Annotated in this window: 25 protein-coding genes; 4 read left to right on the forward strand and 21 right to left on the reverse strand. The window is 69.4% G+C overall.

Annotated features, from left to right (window positions below; all coding sequences use genetic code 11):
• Positions 1 to 50 precede the first annotated feature (50 nt).
• The gene (gene guaB, locus HNQ70_RS02420) at positions 51 to 1,511 is read right to left on the reverse strand and encodes an IMP dehydrogenase (protein ID WP_183963886.1); all 1,461 of its coding nucleotides are present in this window, start codon (positions 1,509 to 1,511) and stop codon (positions 51 to 53) included.
• A gap of 163 nt (positions 1,512 to 1,674) precedes the next feature.
• On the opposite strand from guaB, the gene HNQ70_RS02425 reads away from it, so the two are divergent.
• Positions 1,675 to 2,343, forward strand: coding sequence for a DUF4124 domain-containing protein (locus tag HNQ70_RS02425; protein ID WP_183963888.1), 669 nt, complete (start codon positions 1,675 to 1,677; stop codon positions 2,341 to 2,343).
• Between the two features lie 3 nt (positions 2,344 to 2,346).
• On the opposite strand, the gene HNQ70_RS02430 is transcribed toward HNQ70_RS02425, so the two are convergent.
• Together HNQ70_RS02430 and HNQ70_RS02435 are read right to left on the reverse strand one after the other, a co-directional pair.
• Positions 2,347 to 2,676: an RnfH family protein gene (locus tag HNQ70_RS02430; protein WP_183963890.1), complete on the reverse strand. Its 330-nt coding sequence runs from the start codon at positions 2,674 to 2,676 to the stop codon at positions 2,347 to 2,349.
• 4 nt (positions 2,677 to 2,680) lie between these two features.
• On the reverse strand, positions 2,681 to 3,142 hold the full coding sequence (locus tag HNQ70_RS02435; RefSeq protein WP_183963893.1) for a type II toxin-antitoxin system RatA family toxin: 462 nt from the start codon (positions 3,140 to 3,142) through the stop codon (positions 2,681 to 2,683).
• A gap of 100 nt (positions 3,143 to 3,242) precedes the next feature.
• Here HNQ70_RS02435 and smpB point away from each other — a divergent pair, with 100 nt between their 5' ends.
• Complete coding sequence (gene smpB, locus HNQ70_RS02440) at positions 3,243 to 3,686, forward strand: SsrA-binding protein SmpB (RefSeq protein WP_183963895.1); 444 nt, start codon at positions 3,243 to 3,245, stop codon at positions 3,684 to 3,686.
• Between the two features lie 87 nt (positions 3,687 to 3,773).
• Here smpB and HNQ70_RS02445 read toward each other — a convergent pair whose 3' ends face one another.
• Both HNQ70_RS02445 and HNQ70_RS02450 read right to left on the reverse strand, forming a co-directional pair.
• A complete protein-coding gene (locus HNQ70_RS02445; protein ID WP_183963897.1) occupies positions 3,774 to 4,715 on the reverse strand; it encodes an SPFH domain-containing protein in 942 nt (313 codons plus the stop codon).
• A gap of 23 nt (positions 4,716 to 4,738) precedes the next feature.
• Positions 4,739 to 5,194, reverse strand: a complete 456-nt coding sequence (locus HNQ70_RS02450; protein WP_183963899.1) for an NfeD family protein — start codon at positions 5,192 to 5,194, stop codon at positions 4,739 to 4,741.
• Between the two features lie 106 nt (positions 5,195 to 5,300).
• Between HNQ70_RS02450 and HNQ70_RS02455 the strand changes: the two genes are divergently transcribed.
• Positions 5,301 to 6,440 carry a branched-chain amino acid ABC transporter substrate-binding protein gene (locus HNQ70_RS02455; protein ID WP_183963901.1) on the forward strand — a complete coding sequence of 380 codons (1,140 nt, stop codon included), beginning with the start codon at positions 5,301 to 5,303 and terminating at the stop codon, positions 6,438 to 6,440.
• 170 nt (positions 6,441 to 6,610) lie between these two features.
• Here the strand turns inward: HNQ70_RS02455 and ppsA are convergent, their stop codons facing one another.
• A complete protein-coding gene (gene ppsA / locus HNQ70_RS02460) occupies positions 6,611 to 9,043 on the reverse strand; it encodes a phosphoenolpyruvate synthase (RefSeq protein ID WP_183963903.1) in 2,433 nt (810 codons plus the stop codon).
• A gap of 268 nt (positions 9,044 to 9,311) precedes the next feature.
• Between ppsA and ppsR the strand changes: the two genes are divergently transcribed.
• Complete coding sequence (gene ppsR, locus HNQ70_RS02465) at positions 9,312 to 10,145, forward strand: posphoenolpyruvate synthetase regulatory kinase/phosphorylase PpsR (RefSeq protein WP_183963905.1); 834 nt, start codon at positions 9,312 to 9,314, stop codon at positions 10,143 to 10,145.
• 15 nt (positions 10,146 to 10,160) lie between these two features.
• Here ppsR and HNQ70_RS02470 read toward each other — a convergent pair whose 3' ends face one another.
• From HNQ70_RS02470 to tsf, 15 genes are all read right to left on the reverse strand, one after another.
• The gene (locus HNQ70_RS02470; RefSeq protein WP_183963907.1) at positions 10,161 to 10,949 is read right to left on the reverse strand and encodes a TrmH family RNA methyltransferase; all 789 of its coding nucleotides are present in this window, start codon (positions 10,947 to 10,949) and stop codon (positions 10,161 to 10,163) included.
• Positions 10,946 to 11,557 carry a ribonuclease HII gene (rnhB, locus tag HNQ70_RS02475; protein WP_183963909.1) on the reverse strand — a complete coding sequence of 204 codons (612 nt, stop codon included), beginning with the start codon at positions 11,555 to 11,557 and terminating at the stop codon, positions 10,946 to 10,948. Before rnhB ends, HNQ70_RS02470 begins: the two co-directional genes overlap by 4 nt.
• Positions 11,535 to 12,716, reverse strand: a complete 1,182-nt coding sequence (lpxB, locus tag HNQ70_RS02480; RefSeq protein WP_343060597.1) for a lipid-A-disaccharide synthase — start codon at positions 12,714 to 12,716, stop codon at positions 11,535 to 11,537. Before lpxB ends, rnhB begins: the two co-directional genes overlap by 23 nt.
• On the reverse strand, positions 12,716 to 13,513 hold the full coding sequence (lpxA, locus tag HNQ70_RS02485) for an acyl-ACP--UDP-N-acetylglucosamine O-acyltransferase (protein ID WP_183963911.1): 798 nt from the start codon (positions 13,511 to 13,513) through the stop codon (positions 12,716 to 12,718). Before lpxA ends, lpxB begins: the two co-directional genes overlap by 1 nt.
• Positions 13,514 to 13,529: 16 nt before the next feature.
• Positions 13,530 to 14,003 carry a 3-hydroxyacyl-ACP dehydratase FabZ gene (gene fabZ, locus HNQ70_RS02490; RefSeq protein ID WP_183963913.1) on the reverse strand — a complete coding sequence of 158 codons (474 nt, stop codon included), beginning with the start codon at positions 14,001 to 14,003 and terminating at the stop codon, positions 13,530 to 13,532.
• A gap of 3 nt (positions 14,004 to 14,006) precedes the next feature.
• On the reverse strand, positions 14,007 to 15,089 hold the full coding sequence (gene lpxD, locus HNQ70_RS02495) for a UDP-3-O-(3-hydroxymyristoyl)glucosamine N-acyltransferase (RefSeq protein ID WP_183963915.1): 1,083 nt from the start codon (positions 15,087 to 15,089) through the stop codon (positions 14,007 to 14,009).
• Positions 15,090 to 15,114: 25 nt separating this feature from the next.
• Positions 15,115 to 15,663, reverse strand: coding sequence for an OmpH/Skp family outer membrane protein (locus HNQ70_RS02500; protein ID WP_246434553.1), 549 nt, complete (start codon positions 15,661 to 15,663; stop codon positions 15,115 to 15,117).
• Positions 15,664 to 15,735: 72 nt separating this feature from the next.
• Positions 15,736 to 18,012, reverse strand: coding sequence for an outer membrane protein assembly factor BamA (bamA, locus tag HNQ70_RS02505; protein ID WP_183963916.1), 2,277 nt, complete (start codon positions 18,010 to 18,012; stop codon positions 15,736 to 15,738).
• A gap of 41 nt (positions 18,013 to 18,053) precedes the next feature.
• A complete protein-coding gene (rseP, locus tag HNQ70_RS02510) occupies positions 18,054 to 19,415 on the reverse strand; it encodes an RIP metalloprotease RseP (protein ID WP_183963918.1) in 1,362 nt (453 codons plus the stop codon).
• A complete protein-coding gene (gene ispC, locus HNQ70_RS02515) occupies positions 19,412 to 20,605 on the reverse strand; it encodes a 1-deoxy-D-xylulose-5-phosphate reductoisomerase (protein ID WP_183963920.1) in 1,194 nt (397 codons plus the stop codon). Before ispC ends, rseP begins: the two co-directional genes overlap by 4 nt.
• 7 nt (positions 20,606 to 20,612) lie before the next feature.
• Entirely contained in the window at positions 20,613 to 21,452 is an 840-nt protein-coding gene (locus HNQ70_RS02520; protein WP_183963922.1) for a phosphatidate cytidylyltransferase, read from the reverse strand.
• Positions 21,453 to 21,525: 73 nt separating this feature from the next.
• A complete protein-coding gene (uppS, locus tag HNQ70_RS02525; RefSeq protein ID WP_183963924.1) occupies positions 21,526 to 22,290 on the reverse strand; it encodes a polyprenyl diphosphate synthase in 765 nt (254 codons plus the stop codon).
• 84 nt (positions 22,291 to 22,374) lie between these two features.
• A complete protein-coding gene (frr, locus tag HNQ70_RS02530) occupies positions 22,375 to 22,935 on the reverse strand; it encodes a ribosome recycling factor (RefSeq protein ID WP_183963926.1) in 561 nt (186 codons plus the stop codon).
• Positions 22,936 to 22,968: 33 nt separating this feature from the next.
• Positions 22,969 to 23,712: a UMP kinase gene (gene pyrH, locus HNQ70_RS02535; RefSeq protein ID WP_183964298.1), complete on the reverse strand. Its 744-nt coding sequence runs from the start codon at positions 23,710 to 23,712 to the stop codon at positions 22,969 to 22,971.
• Positions 23,713 to 23,780: 68 nt separating this feature from the next.
• Positions 23,781 to 24,677: a translation elongation factor Ts gene (tsf, locus tag HNQ70_RS02540; RefSeq protein WP_183963928.1), complete on the reverse strand. Its 897-nt coding sequence runs from the start codon at positions 24,675 to 24,677 to the stop codon at positions 23,781 to 23,783.
• Positions 24,678 to 24,846: the final 169 nt, after the last annotated feature.

Here is a 24,846-nt window from a genome sequence, read left to right on the forward strand (position 1 = left end):
GCCGCGCCTTCTTCGAGGCGGACCGGCGGCAACGGGAAGGGGGCCGAGCTTCAGTCGACCTGGTAGTTCGGCGCTTCCTTGGTGATCTGCACGTCGTGCACGTGCGACTCGCGCATGCCCGCCGAGGTGATCTCCACGAATTGCGGGCGGGTGCGCATCTGCTCGATGTCGGCGCAGCCGCAGTAGCCCATGCTGGCCCTCAGCCCGCCGCACAACTGGTAGACGATCGCCACCACGCTGCCCTTGTAGGCGACGCGGCCTTCGATGCCCTCGGGAACCAGCTTGTCGATGTTCGAGTCTGAATCCTGGAAGTAGCGGTCGGCTGCGCCGTCGGCCATCGCCCCCAGGGAGCCCATGCCGCGGTAGCTCTTGTACGAGCGGCCGTGCAGCAGCACCACTTCGCCCGGCGCCTCTTCGGTGCCCGCGAACATCGAGCCGATCATCACGGTATCGGCGCCCGCGGCGACCGCCTTGGCAACGTCGCCCGAGTAGCGGATGCCGCCGTCGGCGATCATCGGCACGCCGGTGCCTTCGAGCGCGCGCGAGACGTCGCTGATCGCGGTGATCTGCGGCACGCCGACGCCGGCGACGATTCGCGTGGTGCAGATGGAGCCCGGGCCGATGCCGACCTTGACGGCGTCCGCGCCGGCCTCGACCAGCGCGCGCGCTGCGTCGCCGGTGGCGATGTTGCCGCCGATGACGTCGACCTGCGGATAGTGCTGCTTGATCCAGCGCACGCGCTCGATCACGCCGTGGCTGTGGCCATGCGCGGTGTCCACGACCAGCACGTCGACGCCGGCGCGCACCAGCGCTTCGACCCGCTCGTCGGTGTCCGCGCCCACGCCAACCGCGGCGCCGACGCGCAGCTTTCCCTCGGCGTCCTTGGAGGCCTGCGGATGCTCGGTGGCCTTGAGGATGTCCTTGACGGTCATCAGGCCCTTGAGCTCAAAGGCGTCGTTGACCACCAGCACGCGCTCGAGCCGGTGCGCATGCATCAGTTCCTGGGCTTCGTCGAGGGTGGCGCCTTCCCTCACCGTGACCAGCCGATCGCGCGGGGTCATGATGGAGCGGACCGGGATGTCGAGCCTGCGCTCGAAGCGCAGGTCGCGGTTGGTGACGATGCCGACCACCTTGCCGTCCTCGAGCACCGGCAGGCCGGAGATGCGGTGCTGGCGGGTGATCTCGATGACCTCGCGCACCCGCATGTCGGGGGTGATGGTGATGGGATCGAGAAGCACGCCGGACTCATGGCGCTTGACCTTCATCACCTGCGCGGCCTGCGCGGCAGGGCTCAGGTTCTTGTGGACGATTCCGATGCCGCCTTCCTGCGCCATCGCGATCGCGAGACGCGATTCGGTGACCGTGTCCATCGCCGCGGAGACGAGCGGAATGTTCAGACCGATTCGCCGGGTGAGGCGGGTCTTGATGGAAGCGTCGCGGGGGAGGATCTCGGAAAACGCGGGGACCAGCAGGACGTCATCGAACGTCAGGGCTTTCTTGGCAAGTCGCATGCGCCGTTCTCGCAAAAGCACATTATACCGGGCGCCGCCGGGGTCCGCACGCTTGCCGGGGCAGTCACCGTCCGCACGGCGCAGCCCCCCGCTCGTCGGCACCGGGGCGGCGATCGCGCCCGCGCGCCGGACAATCCCGCGAAACCCGCCGCGAGGAAGCCCCATGCGAACGAAGATCCCGCGCTGTGCGCTCGCCCTGCTTGGCCTGGCGCTCGTCGGCACCGCCCAGGCCCAGTGGAAATGGCTCGATTCCGCGGGCCAGGTCAACTACTCGGATCATCCGCCGCCGGTTTCGGTGCCCGCCACGCGGATCCTCTCCCAGGGCGGCACGATGCGCGCGGCGCAGGCCGTTCAGGCTGCGGGGGCTGCAGGCACGGCTGGAGGAGGCGGTTCGGCGGGCGGCGTTGCGCGGGACGCTGCGGCGACCCCGGACGTGCGGGCCAATGCCACCTCGGGATCAGCCGGAGCGCCCGCACAACAGGCGGCTTCGGGGGCTCCTGCCGGCGCACCTGCTTCGGCCGCCCCGGGCGCGGGGAGCAGCGCAGCACCCGCAAAGCCCCGCACCGCCGCCGAGCGCCTCAACGACCTGCGCAAGCAGCAGGCGCTCAAGGAGACCGCCGAGCGTGAGGCTGCCCAGCTGCAGCGCGCGCAGGCGGGTGTGGCGAAATGGTGCGAGGAGCTCCAGGGCCGGGCCCGCACGCTCGAGAGCGGAATGCGGATGGCCCGCGTGGAAGCGGACGGCGAGCAGGCGGTACTCAGCGACGAGGAGCGCGCATCCCAGTTGCAGGGGATCCGCCGCGATCTCGCCGCGCAGTGCGCGTCGGGGACCTGAGCTTCAGCGCCCCGCCCCGCTCCATTTGTCCCGCGCCTGAGCGGCGCGACGATGCGCCACCCGGCGCTGGCGCGCGACCTTCGGGTCGACGGTCAGCGGGCCGAGCAGTTCGATCCGGTCGCCCTCGCGCAGCGGATGCCCGGCCGCGCGGCTGCGCCCATGGACTGCGACTGTCAGCGTACCGGCCTCGACGGCCTGGACTTCGTCCGCCGCCAGCAGGCCGGCCCGAAGCGCATGCGCCAGCGCACCCGCGACAGTCGCTCCCGCCGGCAGATCGAGGGCATCGCAACGGACCTCGTCCCCCGCGGCGCGCGCCAGCGTCACGTGAAGCATCGGCTCAGCCGCCCTGCCCGCCCGGGGCCGGCGGGCTGCGATAGACCTGGTCGGCGCGGCGCACGAAGGCGTCGACGAACGACCTGGCGATGTGATCGAAGACCGGCACCAGTGCCTGCCCGAGCAGTCCGCTCTTGAACGCATAGTCCAGCCGGAACTCCACCTTGCACGCGTCGTGGCGCAGCGTGTTGAAGTGCCAGAGCCCGTCGAGGCGGGAGAAGGGACCCTCGCGCAAGGCCATGCCGATGCGGTGCGGCGAGTGCAGCGTGTTCTCGGTGGTGAAGGATTGGCGGATGCCCCGGTAGTCGATGGCGACGGTCGCAAGCATCCGCTGCCGCGAGCGCTCGTGCACGGTGCTGCCGCCGCACCACGGCAGGAACTGGGGATAGTCCTCCACCGCCTGGACGAGCTCGAACATCTGTTCGGCGCTATGGGTCAGGAGGACCGACTTGTGGACCGAGGGCATGGAACGAAGGCTGGTGGACCCGCACTGCTAGAATCGGCCAGCATTCTAGCGCGCCGGCACCCCTCCCTTCCGCCGGCCGACCTCCGGACCCGCAACACGCATGAGCATCGCCGAAAACAGGAAGGCCCTGCACGACTACTCCATCGAGGAGCGATTCGAGGCCGGGCTCGTTCTCGAGGGCTGGGAGGTCAAGGCGATCCGCGCGGGCCGCGCTCAGATCAAGGAAGGCTACGTGATCGTGCGCGGCGCGGAACTGTTCCTGGTCGGTGCGCACATCACGCCGCTGCCCGAGGCGTCGACCCACGTGAAGGCCGATCCCACGCGCACCCGCAAGCTGCTGATGCACGCGGGCGAGATCCACAAGCTGATCGGGAAGGTGGAGCGCGCCGGCTACACGCTGGTGCCGCTGGACCTGCACTACAAGGGCGGCCGCGTGAAGCTCTCGATTGGGCTGGCCAAGGGCAAGAAGCAGTTCGACAAGCGCGCCACCGAGAAGGATCGTGAGTGGCAGCGCGAGAAGGACCGCCTGCTCAAGGTGAAGTAGCGGCGCGCGGGGGCAAGTGACCCGGCCGTCCGCGAGGGCCGGGCGCGAGGCTCAGCACAAGACCCCGCGCGGGGTTCAGGGCGAGATTCAGCGCGGCGGAGGCACCTGGCCAGCGGAAGGCTGGCGGACCACGGCCATCGCGCTGGCCACCAGTCCGGACAGGTCGCCGAGATTGGCGGGCACGATCATCGTGTTGTTGGTCCTGGCCATGCCGGCGATCGCCTCGACGTACTTCTCCGCCACCCTCAGGTTCACTGCGTCGATGCCCCCGGGCTGGCGGATCGCTGCGGCAACGCGCTCGATGGCCTTGGCGCTCGCGTCGGCCAGCGCCGAGATGGCCGCGGCCTCGCCGAGCGCGCGGTTCACCTCGCCCTGCCTGTCGCCCTCGGAGCGCTGAATCTGCGCCTCGCGCTCGCCGGTTGCGATGTTGATCTGCTCCTGCTTGCGCCCCTCGGAGGCTGCGATCAGCGCGCGCTTCTCGCGTTCCGCCGTAATCTGCGCCTGCATCGAGCGCAGGATTTCCTGCGGCGGCGTGAGGTCCTTGATTTCATAGCGCAGCACCTTCACGCCCCAGTTGGTGGCGGCCTCGTCGAGCGCGGCCACGACGTTGGAGTTGATCAGTCCGCGCTCCTCGAAGGTGCGGTCGAGCTCGAGCTTGCCGATCACCGAGCGCAGCGTGGTCTGCGCGAGCTGGGTGATGGCGACCACGTAGTTGCTGGCCCCGTAGGAGGCCCGCATCGGATCGGTGACCTGGAAATACAGCACGCCGTCTACGGTGAGCTGAGTGTTGTCGCGCGTGATGCAGACCTGGCTCGGCACGTCCATCGGGATCTCCTTCAGCGAGTGCCGGTAGGCCACCCGGTCGACGAAGGGGATCAGGAAATTCAGGCCTGGCGTCAGCGTACGGTCGTACTTGCCGAGCCGTTCGACGATCCAGGCGTGCTGCTGCGGCACGACCTTGATCGCGCGGAACACGAAGACCACTGCGAGGACCAGGACGATCAGTGCGAACGCGATGCTGCCGGGCATTTGGTGATTCTCCGGAAAAGGGATCAGGTCGAGGCCGGATCGGACGGCGGGACGACGCGGGACAGGATCAGGCGGCTGCCGTCGATGCGCTCGATCACGTGCTCGCCGGGCTGCGCTGCGCGCGTGTCACGGGGATCGAGCTCCGCGGCCCAGTCCGCCCCGCGGTAGACGACGCGGGCACGCCGATCGGCGTCCCAGTGGTCGACATGCACGCGCTCGCCGATGTCGAGCAGAACGTCGCGGCCTGCGCGAAACGAGGTGCGCCCAAGCCGTCGGCCGAACTTGCGCAGCAGGAGCCAGCCGACGATCGAGATTGCAGCCGCGGCAATCAACTGGAATGCGAAGCCTCCGCCGGCCCATGCGACCAGGCCGCCGGCTGCGAAGCCGAGCGCGAGAACCAGCATGTAGAAGGTGGGCGTGAGCATCTCCAGCATGCCGAGCAGCACCGCCAACCCCCACCACAACCAGTACGACTCCATCGCGTCCTCCCTCGTGCATGCTAGCATTCCCGCGGCAGAGCGGGGACCGGACCGCCCCCGGGAAGACAGCCGGACTCGCGCCGCAATCCCCACCAGGAGACACAGGATGCAACTGAAGCTGATGAGCATGGCGTGCGCCGCGGCGTTCGCCTTCGGAGCGGGCGCGGCGGGCGCACAGACGGTCGTCAAGCTCGGCCACGTCGGCCCGCTGACCGGCAACATCGCGCAGCTCGGCAAGGACAACGAAGCCGGCGCCCGGATGGCGATCGACGAGCTGAACGCCAAGAAGCTGAAGATCGGCGGCCAGGAAGTGAAGTTCGAACTGCTCTCCGAGGACGACGCCGCGGACCCGAAACAGGGCACGGCCGCAGCGCAGAAGCTGGTCGACGCCAAGGTGAACGGCGTGATCGGTCACCTGAACTCGGGCACCACGATCCCCGCCTCCAGGATCTACAGCGAAGCCGGAATTCCCCAGATCTCGCCCTCCTCCACCGCGCCCAAATACACGCAGCAGGGCTTCAAGACCGCGTACCGCGTGGTGGCCAACGACGGGCAGCTCGGTGGGGCACTCGGCCGTTACGCGGTGACCGAGCTCAAGGCCAGGACGATCGCGGTGATCGACGACCGCACCGCCTACGGCCAGGGCGTGGCGGACGAATTCGCCAAGGCGGTCAAGGCCGCCGGCGGCCAGGTTTCCGGGCGCGAGTACACCAACGACAAGGCTACCGACTTCAGCGCGATCCTCACCAAGCTGAAAGGCAAGAAGCCTGACCTCGTCTTCTTCGGCGGAATGAACGCGGCGGCCGGCCCCATGCTGCGCCAGATGAAGCAGCTCGGCATGCAGGTCAAGTACATGGGCGGCGACGGCATCTGCACCGGCGACATGCCCCAGCTGGCCGGCGACGGCATGGCCGACGGCCAGGTGATCTGCGCCGAGGCCGGCGGCGTCGAGGGAGAGCAGCTCAAGGTCATGGAGGACTTCCGCACGCGCTTCAAGTCGAAGTTCAACATGGACGTGCTGCTGTACGCGCCCTACGTGTACGACGCCACGATGACGATGGTGGCGGCGATGCAGAAGGCGGACTCGACCGATCCGAAGAAGTACCTGCCGGTGCTCGCGAAGATCAAGTACGAGGGCGTGACGGGAACGATCTCCTTCGACTCCAAGGGCGACATCCGCAACGGCGCGCTGACGCTGTACACCTTCAAGGGCGGAAAGCGCGAGGCGATGCGCGTGGTCCGCTGACCGATGCGGGCCGGCGGCGCAGGCCGCAGGCCCGCCTGTCGATGCGCCCGACGGCGATCGATCGGGCAGGAAAAAGGGCGCGATGGAGATCGCGCCCTTTTTGTTTCGCACCGCCCGGTTCGCACTGCCCGTTGCGCGCCGCCCAGCGGGCGGGCGCAACGGCAGCAGCTTCAGTCCGCCAGGTCGCGCGGCGGGGGTGCCTCGGCCAGCCGTTTCCAGGTCGAGACGACCGTATCCGGGTTCAGCGAGATCGACGCGATCCCCTGCCGCATCAGCCACTCGGCGAGGTCCGGGTGGTCCGACGGGCCCTGGCCGCAGATGCCGACGTACTTGCCCGCCTTGTTGCAGGCGTGGATCGCACGCTCCAGCAGCGCGAGCACCGCGGGGTCGCGCTCGTCGAAGCCCTCTGCCACCAGGCCCGAATCGCGGTCCAGGCCCAGCGTGAGCTGCGTCAGGTCGTTCGAGCCGATCGAGAAGCCGTCGAAGTGCTCGAGGAATTCGTCGGCCAGGATCGCGTTCGAGGGCAGCTCGCACATCATGATCAGCCTCAGCGCGCCGCTGCCGTCGGCAGCCGCGCCGTCGCCGCGGCGCAGCCCGTTGGCGGCGAGCAGATCGACCACCGCCTTGGCCTCGGGAACGGTGCGCACGAAGGGCACCATCAGCTCGACGTTGGTCAGACCCATGTCGTTGCGCACCCGCTTCATCGCCTGGCATTCGAGCTCGAAGCACTCGCGGAAGCTGCGCGAGACGTAGCGGGCCGCGCCGCGGAAGCCCAGCATCGGGTTCTCTTCCTCGGGCTCGTAGCGCGCGCCGCCGATCAGCTTGCGGTACTCGTTCGACTTGAAGTCCGACAGGCGAACGATCACCGGGCGCGGCCAGAAGGCGGCGGCGATGGTCGCCACGCCCTCTGAAAGGCGCTCGACGTAGAAGGCGCGCGGCGTGGTGTGTCCGCGTGCGACGCTCTCGACCGCCTTCTTCAGGTCGGCATCGACGTTCGGATAGTCGAGGATCGCCTTCGGATGGATGCCGATGTTGTTGTTGATGATGAACTCGAGGCGGGCCAGGCCCACGCCGTCGTTCGGCAGCTGCGCGAACTCGAAGGCGAGCGTCGGGTTGCCGACGTTCATCATGATCTTCAGCGGCAGCTCGGGCATCTCGCCGGTGTCGACCTCGGTGATCTCGGTCTCGAGCAGCCCGTCGTAGATGAAGCCGGTGTCGCCCTGGGCGCAGGAGACCGTCACGAAGGCGCCGTCGCGCAGGCGGTCGGTGGCGTCGCCGCAGCCGACCACCGCGGGGATGCCCAGCTCGCGCGCGATGATCGCTGCGTGGCAGGTGCGCCCGCCCCGGTTGGTGACGATCGCGGAGGCGCGCTTCATCACCGGCTCCCAGTTGGGATCGGTCATGTCGGTGACCAGCACGTCGCCCGGCATCACGCGGTCCATCTGCGAGGCGTCGACGACCACCCGCACCGGCCCGGCGCCGACCCTCTGGCCGATGGCGCGGCCGGTGGTCAGCACGTCGGACGAGCCCTTCAGCTTGTAGCGCTGCTGCTTGCCGGAGCCCTGCGACTTCACGGTCTCGGGGCGGGCCTGCAGGATGTAGATCTTGCCGTCGCGGCCGTCGCGGCCCCACTCGATGTCCATCGGACGGCCGTAATGCTCCTCGATGATCACCGCGTAGCGGGCCAGCTCGATGATCTCCGGATCCGCCAGCGAATAGCGGTTGCGCTGGTCGATGGGGGTGTCGATGGTGCGCACGGTGCGGCCGACGCTGGTGGCCTCGCCGTTGCCGTCGGCGAACTCCATCCGGATCAGCTTGCTGCCCATCTGGCGGCGAATGATCGGGTACTTGCCGGCGGCGAGGATCGGCTTGTGGACGAAGAACTCGTCGGGGTTGACCGCGCCCTGGACCACGGTCTCACCCAGGCCGTAGGAACTGGTGATGAAGACCACATCCGGGAAGCCGGATTCGGTGTCGATGGTGAACATCACCCCGGCGGCTCCCAGGTCGCTGCGCACCATCCGCTGAACGCCGGCCGACAGGGCCACGTTGGCATGCTCGAAGCCCTTGTGCACCCGATAGGAAATCGCGCGGTCGTTGTAGAGCGACGCGAACACGTGGCGGATGCGCTCGAGCACCGAGTCGATGCCCGTGATGTTCAGGTAGGTTTCCTGCTGGCCCGCGAAGGAGGCGTCCGGCAGGTCCTCGGCGGTGGCCGAGGAGCGCACCGCCACCGAAATGTCGTCGCCAGACTCGGCGACCAGGCGGGCATAGTGCTCGCGGACCTCGGCCTCGAGCGCGGGCGGCAGCGGGCTGTTCTCGACCCAGCCGCGGATCTCGGCGCCGCATTCGGCCAGCGCCTTGACGTCCTCGGTGTTGAGGCCGTCGAGCCGGTTGGCGATGCGCTCGGCGAGGTTGTTATGGGTGAGGAACTCGCGGAATGCGTGGGCCGTGGTGGCGAAGCCGCCCGGCACCCTGACGCCTGTGGCTGCAAGCTGGCTGATCATTTCCCCAAGCGAAGCGTTCTTGCCGCCGACCGAATCGACATCGGTCATGCGCAAGGCTTCGAAGGGGACGACGAGGCGCCCTTCGAGATGGTTCATGTTGAGAAAGTCCTGGCATGATGAGAAATCTGGTCGGCGCGCCGGCCCATGGGCGGCGCGCCGGAATGCTGTAGTCGAAGCGACGTGGTTCGCGTCGGCTGCAACACTCCGGCCGGATGCCGGCGGATTTTACTTCGCCGTCCCGCTTGCTGCACGGAAAATACCTCATTCCACCGCATACGCCCCTTCCCGACCCTTCGCGCCCCGGTCCGCGGCTTCGTCCGCACGGCCTGCCGGCCGCCCTGGGGCCCTCGTTCCGGAGTTCCCGATGACCGATCGCAGCGGCGGTCCCTTTGATCGCACCGTCTTCTACGTCTCGGACGGCACTGGCATCACCGCCGAAACCTTCGGCCATTCCCTGCTGACCCAGTTCGAGAACCTGCGTCTGCGGGAGGTGCGCCTGCCCTTCATCGACTCCGACGACAAGGCATACGACGTGCTGCGCCGGGTGGCCGCCCAGGGCGAGGCCGACGGCAAGCGGCCGATCATGTTCAGCACGCTGGTCAACGCCAGGATCAACGCGATCGTCCGCGACGCGGACGCGCGCATCCTCGACCTGTTCTCCACCTTCGTCGAGCCGCTCGAGCAGGAGTTCGGCACGCGCTCGACGCACACGATGGGCCGCTCGCACACCGCGGCGGACACGGCCCAGTACAAGCGGCGCATCGAGGCGATCAACTTCTCGCTCGCCCATGACGACGGGCAGTCGCACAAGGGACTGGCCGACGCCGACGTCATCCTGGTGGGCGTGTCGCGCAGCGGCAAGACGCCCACCAGCCTGTACCTCGCCATGCAGCACGGAATCAAGTCGGCCAACTATCCGCTGATCCCCGAGGACTTCGATCGCGGCCGCCTGCCGGACATGCTCTACCGCTTCAAGCACAAGCTGTTCGGGCTGTCGATCACGCCCGAGCGGCTCTCGGAGGTGCGCAACGAACGCCGGCCGCACAGCCGCTATGCCTCGCTCGAGAACTGCCGCGCGGAGGTGAAGCAGGCCGAGGACATGATGCGGCGCGAGGGCATCTCCTGGCTGTCGACCACCACCAAGTCGATCGAGGAGATCGCGACCACCGTCCTGCAGGCGCTGGATCTGCGCGGCTGACATGCCCGGGCGCGGTCAGCCGCCGGGGGCGAAACGCCGCTGGCGCAGCTGCTCGTACAGGCAGACCGCAGCCGCGACGCCGACGTTGAGCGACTCCACCGCGGCGTCCTGCGGAATCGACACCCTGAGCGCGACCGCCTCCAGCACGGGGGCGGACAGTCCCTCCCCTTCGCGCCCGAACACCCAGGCACAGGGCGGGCGCAGGTCGACCGAGTAGAGCGGTCGGGCGCCATCGGCAGTGGCGCCGAACACCGGCACCCGCAGCCGGGCGGCGAACTCCTCCCAGCCGACCGATTCGTGCAGATCGAGGTGGAAATGCGCCCCCATTCCGGCCCGCAGCACCTTCGGCGACCAGCACCAGGCGGTGCCCGGCGCGGTCGCCACCCGCCGCACCCCGGTGGCCACGCAGGTGCGCAGGATGGTGCCGACGTTGCCCGGATCCTGCAGGCCGTCCAGGTAGACGCAGTCCGAGTCGATCTCGGCGGGCAGCGCGGGGCTCGGCGTGTCGACGACGAAGGCGATCCCCACGCCATGCTCGACCCCGCTGATCGACCGGAACAGCGCATCGCTCAGGTGCAGCGGCTCGCCGCCGAGCCGCGCCAGCAGCCCGGCCACCTCGGGGTGAGCGGCCGAGGAATCCGAGACCACCGCCTGCAGCGGATCGCCATGACGATCCAGGAAGGCCTCGCAGAGGTGGATGCCCTCGACCAGGCTGGCGCCGCGTCGGCGGCGCTCGCGGGTGGAGGTGGCCAGCAGCAGCAGGTCCCGGAAGGACGCGTTGTCGCGCGACGCGATCCGCCTCATCGGAGCGCTCCCCCGCCCGCGGCGAGCACTGCGCGCACCGGGCCGAAGCTGCGCCGATGCTCGGGGCAGGCGCCGTGCTCGCGCAGCAGCGCGAGGTGGGCGGCGGTCGGGTAACCCTTGTGGACGTCGAAGCGGTAGGCGGGCCAGGCGGCATGCAGTTCGACGAGGACCGCGTCGCGCGCGGTCTTGGCCAGGATGGACGCAGCGGAGATGGCAGGCTCGGTGGCGTCGCCGCCGACCAGAGTCTCGACCCGGCAGCGCAGCAGTGGCGCGCGGTTGCCGTCGATCCGCGCCAGCGCGGGCGCTGGCGCAAGCGATTCGACGGCGCGGCGCATCGCCAGCATCGTGGCCTGCAGGATGTTCAGCGCATCGATCTCCGCCACGCTGGCGCTCGCGACGGACCAGGCGAGCGCGCGTTCGCGGATCAGCAGCCCGAGAGCCTCGCGCCGCGCCGCGCTCAGCTTCTTGGAGTCGCGCAGCCCTTCGATCGGCGCTTCGGGGTCGAGGATCACCGCGGCGGCGAACACCGGCCCGGCGAGCGGGCCGCGGCCGGCTTCGTCGACTCCGCAGGCCAGTTGGGCAGGATCAGCGGTGCGCGCGCGGGCCATCGGTCAGCTCCATCAGCACGGCTGCGGCCTGCTGCGCGCAGTCGCGGCGCAGCTCGTGATGCATCGCCTCGAAGCGCGCAGCGATGCGCTGGCGGCCTGCGTCGTCGTCGAGTTGCGCCAGCAGCGCCGCGCCCATCGCCTCCGGGGTGGCCTGGTCCTGGATGAACTCGGGCACCAGCGCTTCGCCCGCGAGGATGTTGGGCAGGCCGATCCAGGGCAGGTAGCCGCGCTTGCGCATGATCCGGTGGCTCAGCCAGGCAAGCCGGTAGGCGATCACCATGGGCTTGCGGAACAGTGCGGTCTCCAGCGTCGCGGTGCCGCTGGCGACCAGCACGCTGTCCGCCGCGGCAAGCGCCTCGTGCGAGCGTCCCTGCACCAGCGTCAGCCGCAGCCCGTCCGGCAGCCGCATCGCGGCGATCGTCTCCTGCAGCCGTTCGTACAGCGCCTGGCCGGCGGCCGGCAGCACAAACTGGAGGTCGGGGCGGCGCGCATGCAGCCACGCGGCGGTGCGAACGAAGGTCTCGCCCATGTGCTTCACCTCGCCGGCGCGGCTGCCCGGCAGCAGCGCCACCGTGGTGCGACCGGCGTCCAGCCCGAGCCGCAGGCGCGCGCCCTCGCCGTCGGACTGCAGCGGGATCGCGTCGGCCAGCGGGTGGCCCACGTAGGTCGCAGCGATGCCTGCCCTGGCGTAGATCTCCGCCTCGAAGGGGAACACGAGCAGCATGTGGTCGACCGAGCGGCGGATCTTCTCGATGCGCTCGCCCCGCCAGGCCCAGATCGACGGACTCACGAAGTGGACGACGCGGATGCCGCCGTCGCGCAGCCGCGCCTCGAGATCGAGATTGAAGTCGGGAGCGTCCACGCCGACGAAGACGTCGGGGCGCCAGTCGAGCAGGCGGTCGCCGAGCGCGCGGCGCATGCGCAGCAGCCGCGGATAGGCGCGCAGCACTTCGGCATAGCCCATCACCGAGAGCTCGGACACGTCCCACCAGCGATCGAAACCGGCCGCGGCCATCGCCGGCCCGCCCACGCCGGCGCAGGCCATCCCGGGGTCGGCCTGGCGCAGGCCCTGCAGCACCGCGCCGGCGAGCAGGTCCCCGGAGGTCTCGCCGGCCACCATGCCGAACCTGCGCTGCGCTGCGCCCCGTTCTTCCGCCACTAGCGGACGATGCCCCGGGTGACGCCGCGCAGGAAGCCGAGCATCAGCTCCACCCCTTCGCGGCCCCGGCTGCCCGGCGCGATCGCGTCGAGATCCGCCGCGAGACGCTCGCGGGCCTCTTCGAGCGTGAGGCCGCTGCGGTAGATCGTCCGGTAGGCGCGGCGGATGGCTGCGATCGCGTCGGCATCGAAGCCCCGCCGGCGCAGGCCCTCGCTGTTGATGCCGTGGGCCTGGGCGCTGCTGCCCGAGGCCATGACGAAGGGCGGGATGTCGTGCAGCACCACCGAGCCGACCGCGGTCATCGCGTGCGCGCCGATCTTGCAGAACTGGTGCACCCCGGTATAGCCGCCCAGGATCACCCAGTCGCCCACCACGACGTGACCGCCAAGGCTGGTGTTGTTGGCGAAGATCGTGTGATCGCCGACGACGCAGTCGTGCGCGACGTGCACGTAGGCCATCAGCCAGTTGTCGCTGCCGATCGAGGTGATCCCGCGATCCTGGACCGTGCCGGTGTTGACTGTGACGAACTCGCGGAAGGTGTTGCCGTCGCCGATCTCGACGCGGGTCGGTTCGCCGCAGTACTTCTTGTCCTGGGGCGCAGCGCCGATCGACGCGAACTGGAACACGCGGTTGTCACGCCCGAGCGTGGTGCAGCCCTCGATGACGGCGTGCGGCCCCACGGTGGTGCCCGCGCCGATCCGCACCTGCGGGCCGATCAGCGTGTACGCGCCAACCTCCACGTCCTCGGCGAGCTCTGCCTTCGGATCGACGATGGCGGTCGGATGGATGCGTGCCATGCGCCTCTCCGCGGGCTCAGGCGTCCGGCGCGGCAGTGGCGCCGGGCTCGATCTCGCGCAGCGTGCACATCAGTTCCGCCTCCGCCGCGACCTTGCCGTCGACGGTGGCGCGGGCCGCGTACTTCCAGATCGAGCGTGCCATGCGGACGATGTCGACCTCAAGCCGAAGCTGGTCGCCAGGCACCACCGGACGCTTGAAGCGGGCACGGTCGATGCCGACGAAGTAGTAGACCGAGCGGTCGTCGGAGACGCGCCCCATGGTCTGGAAAGACAGGATGCCGGCAGCCTGGGCCAGCGCCTCGATCTGCAGCACCCCGGGCATCACCGGCACGTGCGGGAAATGGCCGACGAAGAAAGGCTCGTTGATGGTGACGTTCTTGAGCGCGACGATGCGCTTGCCCTTCTCCAGCTCCAGCACCCGGTCGACGAGCAGGAAGGGATAGCGATGGGGCAGGTGTTCGAGGATTGCCCGGATGTCGAGCGTCGTCATGTGTCAGTCCTTGGGGTCTATGCTCAGGTCTTGTCCGGGCGCAGCGGCGCGCTCCAGCCGGCGCAGCCGGTCGCGCAGGACCGGCAGCTGGCGCAGCGTGGCCGCGGCCTTCTCCCAGCCTGCGTTCTCCATCAGCGGGAACACGCCCGTGTAGAAGCCGGGCTTGCGGATGGAACGGGTCACCAGGCTCATCGCCGAGATGACCACGTCATCGCAGATCTCCAGGTGGCCCAGGATTCCCGCGCTGCCGCCGATCATGCAGCGCCGGCCGATGCGCGCGCTGCCGGCCACGCCGACACAGCCGGCCAGCGCGGTGTGCTCGCCGATCACGACGTTGTGCGCGATCTGGATGAGGTTGTCGAGCTTGCAGCCATCGCCGATGACGGTGTCCTCGAGCGCGCCCCGGTCGATCGAGCAGTTCGAGCCGATCTCGACGTCGTCGCCGATCAGCACCGCGCCCAGCTGCGGGATCTTCGCCCAGCGGCCATCCTCGCGGGCGAAGCCGAAGCCGTCCGATCCGATGACCGTTCCCGAGTGCACGATGCAGCGCGCGCCCACCACGCAGTCGTGGTACACGGTCACGCCCGGATGCAGTCTGGAGCCCGCACCGATGCGGGCGTCGCGGCCGACATAGGACCCCGCGCCGATCGCGCAGCCTTCGCCAAGCACGGCGCCGGCCTCGATCACCGCATGGGCGCCGACCGAGGCCCCGGCCGCGAGCTCGGCCGATGCGTCGATCGATGCGCTCGGATGAACCAGCCGCGCGGGTGGCGGCGCCTCGAGCAGCTGCGCGAACCAGCGCGCCACCGCGGCGAAGTGCGCATAGGGATCGGCGACCAGGATGCGCGCCGTTGCCGCAGGCAGCGCGTCCGCTAGTGCGGGCGAAACGATGACTGCCGACGCCCCGGTGGCCGCGGCCTCGGCTTTGTGCCTCGCGGCGCTGAAGAAGGAGAGGTCTCCGGGGCGAGCCCCGGAGAGGCTCGCAAGCCGTCGGACGGCATCCGATGGAGAACCCGCAGCGAGCTCGCCACCGAAGCGCTCGATCAGCTCGCCCAGGGTGAGGTCACGGGGCAGCGGCCGGGCCATCGCGCAGGAAGAGCGGCGCCGGCGCTTACTTGCCGGCGGGCGTGCCCAGCGCCCGGAGGACCTTTTCAGTGATGTCGACGCGCGAACTCGCGTAGACGGCCTCCTGGAGGATGAAGTCGTACTTCTCCTCTTCGGCGATCTGGCGGATGACCCGGTTGGCCTTCTCCACCACTTGCGAGAGCTCCTCGTTGCGGCGCTGGTTGAGGTCTTCGCGGAACTCGCGCTGCTTGCGCTGGAACTCCTTCTCGAGCTCGGCAAATTCGCGCTGGCGCCGCATGCGGTCGGACTCGTTCGTCACCGCGGTGTCGCGCTCGTTGCGCTCGCCCATCGCCTTCAGGCGCGCCGCCATCTCCTGGAGATCCTTGTCGCGCTTGCTGAACTCCTGCTCGAGCTTCTGCTGCGACGCCTTGGCGGGCACTGCGTCGCGCAGGATGCGCTCGGTATTCACGTAGCCGATGCGCGTCGCGGGCTGCGTCTGGGCGTGGGCGGACGTAAAGGCGGCGCCGAGTGCGGCGGCGGCCAGGATCAAGCTGCGCAGATGCTTCATGCGGCTGGTGTGTTTGCCTGTCGACATGGGCTGGATTGTCTCACAGTTGGCCTGCCCCGATCCGCCGAGGCCGGCGCGTGCGGCCCGGCACAGATGGGGTCAGAACCCGGTGCCAAGCTGGAACTGGATCCGCTGCGAACGGTCCTCGTCCTTCTTGTTCAGCGGGAAACCGAAGCTGAGCTTCATCGGACCGACCGGCGACGCCCAGTTCAGGCCGATGCCGACCGAGTAGCGCAGGTCGCCGAGGTCGATGCCGCCGGTGGGGAAGACGTTGCCCGCGTCCAGGAACACGAAGCTGCGGAAGCTGCGGTCATTGCCGGTGCCGGGCAGCGGGAAGATGAACTCGGCGCTGCCGACCACGCGGGTCTGGCCGCCCAGCGGAACGTCGTCGATTGCGTCGCGGGGACCCAGCGAGGATTGCGCGAAGCCCCGAACGCTGCCGATGCCGCCGGCGTAGAAGTTCTTGAACAGCGGGTACTCCTTGCCGCCGAAGGCGCGGCCGAAGGCGATGTCGCCGTTGAGCGCGAGCGTGTAGTCCTTCGAGAGCGGTAGGTACCACTGGTGGTTGTAGAGGGCACGCGCATAGCGCATGTCGAGCGCCGGCAGCGTCACTTCGAGGGTGGCGGTCTGGAAGCGGCCCTTGGTCGGCGCGAAGGCGCTGTCGCGCGAGTCGCGCTGCCAGCCCAGCACCGCCAGCAGCGCCGAGCTGTCCTCGCCGAAATCGGCGACGTAGTCCTTGAAGCGCTGCGGCGCGTTTCCGCCGAGCTTCAAGGTGTTGGTCTCGTAGGTCAGCCCCATCGAGATCCGGTCGAACTCAGTGTAGGGAATGCCGTAGCGGATGCCGACGCCGCTGGAGCGCCACTTGTAGTCGCCGAGGTCGAGCTCGGCGGCGTTGAAGTTGCGCGAGTAGAGATCGAAGGCCCGGCTGATCCCCTCGGGCGTGTAGTAGGGATCGGCGTAGGAGAGCGCGAAACTGCGGTTGATCTTGCTGGTGTTCACCGACAGCCCGAAGGCCTTGCCGGTGCCCAGGAAGTTCTGCTGGTTCAGCGAGGCCGAGAGGATCAGGCTTTCGGCGCTGGAGACGCCGACGCCGAAGGTGATCGCCCCGGTGGGCTGCTCGTCGACGATGACGTCGAGGTCGACCTGGTCCGGGGCGTCGGCAACCGGCCTCGATTCGACGCGGACGTTGGTGAAGTAGCCCAGCCGCCCGATGCGCTCGCGCGACAGGCGGATCTTTTCGGCGTCGTACCAGGCGTCCTCGAACTGGCGCATCTCGCGGCGCACCACCTCGTCGCGGGTGCGCGCATTGCCGGAGACGTTGATCCGGCGCACGTAGACGCGGCGACCCGGATCGACGAGGAACTCGAAATCGACCTCGCGCTTGTCGCGGTCGATGCGCGGCACTGCGTTGACGTTCGCAAAGGCATAGCCGAGAGTGCCGAGGCGGTCGGTGATCGCCTTCTGGGAATCGGCCAGCTTCTGCCCCGAGAAGGTCTGGCCCGGCGCGAGCGAGACCAGCGACGTGAACTCCTGGTCGCGCCCGAGCAGCTGGCCGCGCACCTGCACGTCGCGGACGCGGTAGACGCCGCCCTCGGTCAGCGCAACCGTCAGGGTGACGTCTTCCTTGTCGGGGGAGATCGAGACCTGGGTGGAGTCGACCGAGAACTCGAGGTAACCGCGATTCAGGTAGAACGAACGCAGCGCCTCGAGGTCGCCGGAGAGCTTCTCGCGCGAGTACTGGTCGGTCTTGGTGTACCAGGACAGCCAGTTGGGCGTGGTGAGCCGCATCTGGTCGAGCAGCTGCTTCTCGGTGAAGGCCTTGTTGCCGACGAAGCGGATCGAATCGATCTTCGCCGACTCGCCCTCCTCCACCGCCAGCGTGATGCCGACCCGGTTGCGCTCCAGCGGCGTGACCGTCGAGGTGACGCGCGTGGCGTACTTGCCGCGCGACAGGTACTGCCGCTTGAGCTCCTGCTCGGCGCGCTCGAGCACGCTGCGGTCGAAGATGCGGCTCTCGGCCAGGCCCTGGTCACGCAGCGCGCGCTTGATGGTTTCCTGGTCGAACTCCTTGGTGCCCGTGATGACGAGCGACGCGATCGCGGGACGCTCCTCCAGGTACACCACGAGCACGTCGCCCTCGACCTCGAGGCGGACGTCCTTGAAGAAGCCGGTGGCGAACAGGGCCCGCACCGCAGCGGCGGCCTTGTCCTCGGTGAGCATCTCGCCGACCTTGACCGGCAGGTAGCCGAACACCGTGCCGGGCTCGGTGCGCTGGACGCCGTCGATGCGGATGTCGCGGACGACGAAGGGATCGAAAGCCAGGGCGGCGTGGGAGAACAACAGGGCGGCGAGGCTCGCGGCGGCACTCGACAGCATCCGCGGCCGGGTTCCGCGCCAGGGGCGCGACACGGGCATCACTATCCGATCAGGCGGGTAAGGTCGTTGAAGAGGGCGAGGACCATCATGGCGGCAATGACCACGAGCCCCGCTTTCTGAGTCACCTCGAGGAAGCGTTCCGACAGGGGCCTGCCGCGTACCGCCTCGAGCCCGTAATATACCAAATGGCCCCCGTCGAGCACCGGGATCGGTAGCAGGTTCAGCACCCCGAGGCTGATGCTGATCAGCGCCAGAAAGCTGAGGTAGGCGTGCCAGCCGACGCGTGCGCTCTGACCGGCGTAATCGGCGATCGCCACCGGTCCGCTCAGGTTGCGCCAGGACAATTCGCCCACCAGCATCTTGCCCAGCATGCGCAGTGAGAACACCGACATGTCCCAGGTGTGGACCATGGAGCGTTGCACGGCCTCGACCGGACCGTAGCGCACCTCGACCATCTGGACGCGGTTGGCCACCCCGGCGCCGATGCGGCCGATGGTCTTGCCCGCCTCGTCCGGGCGATCGGAGGGCTGGGCATCCGGGACCACTGCGATGCGCAGCGCATCCTCCCCGCGCCGCACGTCGACGCGCAGTTCAGCGCCGGGCCGCGCCCGGATCGCCTCGATCAGCTCGACCGCACGCGCGACCGGAACGCCATCCACCGCGACCACTTCGTCGCCCGGGCGCAGGCCGGCCCGCGCCGCCGCGCCCTCGGGCAGCACGGTGGAGATGTCGACACGGCCCGGCGCGAGCGCCAGGCCGAGGGTTCCGGTGAAGTCGCGCTCGACCTCGCCCTCGGGCAGGCGGGCGGCGTCCAGCGACACCGTCTGGCGCATGCCGTCACGCTCGATCTCCAGCGGCGCGGCGCGGCGCTCGATCACCGCGTCGATCAGCCGCAGCCGTAGTTCGTTCCAGGAGCGGACCTCGCGGCCGTCGGCAGCCACCACGACGTCGCCAGCGCGAACGCCGGCCACGGCAGCAGCGCTACCGACCGTCGGCGCATCCATCCGGGCGGCAGGCTCCTGAGCGCCGATCGCGTTGAGCAGGGCGTACAGCAGGATGGCCAGCAGAAAGTTGGCCGCCGGCCCCGCCGCCACGATCAGTGCGCGCTTCGAGAGCGGCTGGCGCGTGAACGCGCGCGGCAGGTCCTGCGGCGGAATGGCTTCGGTGGGCTGCTCGCGCTCGTCGAGCATCCGCACGTAGCCGCCGAGCGGAATCGCCGACAGCGTCCACTCCGTGCGATCGGCGCCGACAGTCCAGCGCGCCAGCGGCCGGCCGAAGCCGATCGAAAAGCGCAGCACCTTCACGCCGCACCACCGCGCCACCAGGTAGTGCCCCATCTCGTGGACGAAGATCAGCAGCGTGAGCGCCGCCAGGAAGGACAGCAGCGTCTGCAGGAAGGTCATGCGGCAAGCCTCGGGATGCGTGCGGCGGCCAGCGCCCTCGCCTCCTCGTCCAGCGCGAGCGCGCCGGCGAGGTCGTCGGGCGCGCGCCGCCCGCCGAGCGCATCGAGCACACGCTCGTTGACCTCGGCGATCGCGGTGAAGGGCAGCCTGCGTTCGAGAAAGGCGGCGACCGCCATCTCGTTGGCAGCGTTCAGGACACAGGGGGCCGCCGCGCCGGCGCGCAGCGCCTCGCGCGCCAGGCGCAGACAGGGAAAGCGCAGCGGATCCGGGGGCTCGAAGTCGAGCCGGCCGAGCGCCGGGAGGTCGAGCGCGCCCACGCCGCTGGAGATGCGCTCCGGATAGGCGAGCGCATGCGCGATCGGGGTGCGCATGTCCGGATTGCCCAGCTGGGCCAGCACCGACCCGTCGAGGTACTCGACCATCGAGTGGATCACGCTCTGCGGATGGACCACGATGTCGATGCGCTCCTCGGGAAGCCCGAACAGGTAGTGCGCCTCGATGAGCTCGAGGCCCTTGTTCATCATGGTCGCGGAATCGACCGAGATCTTGCGGCCCATGCTCCAGTTCGGATGCGCACAGGCCTGCTCGGGAGTGACCTGCGCGAGTTCGTGCAGCGCCCGCGTGCGGAACGGGCCGCCGGACGCGGTGAGGAGGATGCGGCGCACCCCGCCCGCGTCGAGCGCGCCGGCGTCCGCCTGCGCGGCGGGCGGCAGGCACTGGAACACGGCGTTGTGCTCGCTGTCGATCGGCAGAACGGTGGCCCCGCCCGCCCGGGCCGCATCGACGAAGATGCGGCCGGCGGTCACCAGCGCTTCCTTGTTGGCCAGCAGCACGCGCTTGCCGGCGCGGGCCGCGGCGAGCGCGGGCTCGAGCCCCGCCGCGCCGACAATCGCCGCCATCACCGCGTCGACCCGCTCGTGGGCTGCCACCCAGGCCAGCCCGGCAGTGCCCTCCAGGACCTCGGCACCGCAGCCATCGGCGGCGAGGAGTTCGCGCAGCCGGGCGCCCGCCGCAGGATCGGGGACTACCGCGTACTCGGGCCGGAAGCGTCCGCACAGCTGCGCGAGCTGCTCCACCCGCCGGTGCGCGGACAGCGCGAAGACGCGATAGCGGTCGGGGTGGCGCGCGACGACGTCGAGCGTGCTGGTCCCGATCGAGCCGGTGGCGCCAAGGACGGTGATCGACTGCATGTGGCGATTATCGCAAGAGTTGGTACAGCAGCAGGGCCGCGGGCATCGTCGGAATCAGCGCGTCTATCCGGTCGAGCATGCCGCCGTGGCCCGGCAGGATCCAGCCGCTGTCCTTGACCCCGGCCTCGCGCTTGAGCAAGGACTCGTGCAGGTCGCCGACGATGGACAGCGCAGCGATCGCCACCAGGGCGGCCACCGCAAGCACCGGCCCGGTCCGCTGCACCAGCAGCGCCGGCAGCGAGTTCTGCAGCGCCGGGGCGCCGGCGGCCAGCAGCCCCGCGACGGCGACCGCGAAGAAGCCGCCCACGGCCCCCTCCCAGCTCTTGCCCGGGCTGATCGACGGCGCCAGCTTGCGCCTGCCCAGCGCCCGGCCAAAGAAATAGGCGGCGATGTCCGCCACCCAGATCACCGCCATCGACGACAGCAGCGGCACCGGCCCGAGCAGCCTGAGTTCGTAGAGCGCGCACCAGCAGCCGAACAGCAGCGCGGCGGCCAGCGGCGCGCCGCCGCTGCGGGCCTCGTGCCGCGCCAGGCGCGTCGGCGCCGCGAAGACCCAGAAGGCCAGCAGCAGCAGGCAGGCGACGGCGACCAGCATCGGCGGCCAGGGCGCATGCTCGCGCCAGGCGAGCGCCGCAGCCCCGGCGACCAGCACCGCGCCCGCCGCAAGGCCCGCGCCGGCGCCGGCAGGTCCGCCGGCGCGCGCCGGCAGCAGCCGCACCCACTCCCAGGCGGCGACCGCCAGGAAGGCCAGCGTCAGCACGCCCCACACCAGTGGCGGGAAGACGAAGATCGCCGGCAGCAGTACGGCGAGCAGCACCAGCGCTGTGATGACGCGGGGTCCTAGCATGGAGAGGCTCCCTTCAGGGCACAGCTTGCGCGCCACCGGCGGCCCGGGCTGGGGACCCGGGCAGGCGCGCGCATCATCCGGCGGCGCCGAGCTGGGCGCTGGTTCGGCCGAAGCGGCGCTCGCGGTCGCGGTACGAGGCGATTGCGGCATCGAGTGCCGCCGCGTCGAAGTCCGGCCAGAAGGCGTCGGTGAAATAGAGTTCGGTGTAGGCGAGCTGCCAGAGCAGGAAATTGCTCACGCGCTGCTCGCCGCCAGTGCGGATGAAGAGATCGGGCTCGGGCGCGTAGGACATCGCAAGATGCGGCGCCAGCATCGCCTCCTCGATGGGCTCGGCCACCTGCGCCAGTTCGGGGCGTTCCGCGAGCATCCGGCGGATCGCCTGGAGGATGTCCCAGCGTCCGCCGTAGTTCGCGGCGATCGTCAGGGTCATCCCGCGATTGCCGGCAGTGCGCTCGACGGCCCCCGCGATCAGCTCCCGCAGCCGGGGCTCGAAGGCCTCGAGCGCGCCGACCACCTTGAGTCTGATTCCGTTGTCGGCGAGCAGTTTCACCTCGCGCTCGAGCGCGGTGATGAACAGCCGCATCAGCACCGAGACCTCTTCGGCGGGGCGCCGCCAGTTCTCGGAACTGAACGCAAAAAGGGTCAGGTACTCCACGCCGCGGCGGGCACAGGCGTCGACCGTGCCGCGCACCGCCTCCACTCCCTTGGCATGACCGGCCACGCGGGGCAGCCTGCGCGAGGTGGCCCAGCGCCCGTTGCCATCCATGATGATCGCGATGTGCCTCGGGACGTCGCCTACCTGGGGAACCGCTCGGGTCGTGCTGGTGAATCCGGTCATTCGCTCTCGGGTGCTTGAACTCGGACGAAGCCCGAGTGCGCAGGCCGCGGTGGCGGCCGGAACGCTGGACGACAGGGCACGGCCCTAGACGGTCATGATCTCCTGCTCCTTGGCCGAGAGCACCTTGTCGATCTCGACGATGCAACGGTCGGTGAGCTTCTGGATCTCGTCCTGCGCGCGGCGCTCGTCATCCTCGGAGATGGCCTTCTCCTTGAGCATGCGCTTGAGCTGATCGTTGGCATCGCGGCGCAGGTTGCGCACCGCCACCTTGGCATGCTCGCCCTCGCCCTTGACCACCTTGGCCAGCTCCTTGCGGCGCTCCTCGGAGAGCGGCGGCATCGGCACGCGGATCAACTCGCCCAGCATGGACGGGTTCAGCCCCAGGTCGGACTCGCGGATCGCCTTGTCGATCACCTGGGCCATCTTCCTCTCCCAGGGAGACACGCCCAGGGTGCGCGCGTCGACCAGCGTGACGTTGGCCACCTGCGAGATCGGCACCATGCTGCCGTAATAGTCGACATGGACATGGTCGAGGATGGCAGGCGACGGGCGCCCGGTGCGGATCTTGCTGAGGTTGGTCTTCAGCGTCTCGATCGACTTGTGCATCTTCTCGTCGGTGGTCTGCTTGACCTCGGCGATGCTCATCTCAACTCCTCCATCGAAATCTTGGACTGCCGGTCAGACATGCACCAGCGTGCCTTCGTCCTCACCGAGCACGACGCGGCGCAGCGCGCCTTCCTTGAAGATGGAAAACACCTTGATCGGCAGCCGCTGGTCGCGGCACAGCGCGAACGCGGTGGCATCCATAACTTTCAGGTTGCGCGCGATGGCCTCGTCGAAGCCGATCGTCTGGTAACGCTGTGCGTCCGGATCGAGTGCCGGGTCGGCGCTGTAGACGCCGTCGACCTTCGTGGCCTTCAGCACGATCTCGGCCCCGATCTCCGCACCGCGCAGCGCCGCAGCGGTGTCGGTCGTGAAAAAGGGGTTGCCCGTACCGGCCGCGAAGATGACCACCTTGCGCTCCTCCAGGTAGCGCAGGGCCTTCGGGCGGATGTAGGGCTCGACGACCTGCTCGATCTTGAGCGCCGACTGCACCCGGGCCGGAACGCCCACCTGGCGCAGCGCGTCCTGCAGCGCAAGCGAGTTCATCACCGTGGCGAGCATGCCCATGTAGTCGGCGGTGGCGCGATCCATGCCGCCGGCGCCGAGCGCCACGCCGCGGAAGATGTTGCCCCCGCCGATGACCACGGCAAGCTCGACGCCCAGCGCGACCACGTCGGCGATCTCGCGCACCATGCGCTCGATCGTCGCCTGGTTGATGCCGTAGGCATCATCGCCCATCAGCGCCTCGCCGGACAGCTTGAGCAGCACCCTGCGATACGCCGGCCTGCCCGCTGCCGCGGGTGCATCCTGGCCCACCATCGAAATCGAACTCACCTGCGCTCTCCCATCGCCGACAACGGCCAATTATCGTCGAATTCGAGCGCCGCTCAGCGCCCGGCCGCAGCGGCCGCCTGCGCGGCCACCTCGGCAGCGAAGTCGTTCGTTTTCTTCTCGATACCCTCGCCGACCACGTACAGCACGAAGGACGCGACCGATGCGCCGCGTGCCTTGAGCAGCTGCTCGATGGTCTGCTTGCCGTCCTCGGCCTTGACGAAGACCTGACCCAGCAGGGTCACGTCCTTCAGGTACTTCTGGACGGTGCCCTCGGCGATCTTCTCGAGCATGGCCTCGGGCTTGCCGGACTCGCGCGCCTTCTCGATGGCGATGCGACGTTCGGTGTCGAGCAGCTCGGCCGGCACGCCCGACGAGTCCAGCGACTTCGGCTTGGACGCGGCGATGTGCATCGCCAGGTCGCGCGCCAGCTGATCGTCGCCGCCGACCAGGTCGACCAGCACCCCGATCCGGGCGCCGCTGTGGACATAGGAAGCCAGCCGGCCCTTGGCTTCGATGCGGGCGAAGCGGCGGATCGACAGGTTCTCGCCGATCTTGCCGATCAGCGCGGCACGCACCGTTTCCACGGTCTGCCCGTCGATGGTGAGCGCCGACAGAGCGTCGACATCGGCGGGGTTCTGCTCCATCACGAGCCTGGCGAGCGTCGCGGTCAGCGACAGGAAATCGTCGTTCTTGGCGACGAAGTCGGTTTCGCAGTTGACCTCGACGATTGCGCCGGTCTTGCCGTCTGCAGCGATCTGCATGCCGACCACGCCCTCGGCGGTCACGCGGGCAGCTGCCTTGCTGGCCTTGTTGCCCAGCTTGACGCGGAGAATCTCCTCGGCCTTCGCCAGGTCGCCGTCGGCCTCGGTCAGCGCCTTCTTGCACTCCATCATCGGCGCGTCGGTCTTCTCGCGCAGTTCCTTGACCATGCCTGCGGTGATTGCGGTCATGTCTGTTCACTCCCTTGCATGCGGGGCCGCGCCACGCACGCGGCGTGCGGCCCGGTTGCCCTGGACGGTCCGCCGCTATCGTGGCGCCGCCCTACAAAAAAAGGGGCTGTCTCGGCAGCCCCGCGTTCCGGTGGCAGGGCGCCGCTGCGGGCGCCCGCCTCGACCCGGG

It is taken from the genome of Quisquiliibacterium transsilvanicum (assembly GCF_014202215.1).
In the GTDB taxonomy this organism is placed as follows: domain Bacteria; phylum Pseudomonadota; class Gammaproteobacteria; order Burkholderiales; family Burkholderiaceae_E; genus Quisquiliibacterium; species Quisquiliibacterium transsilvanicum.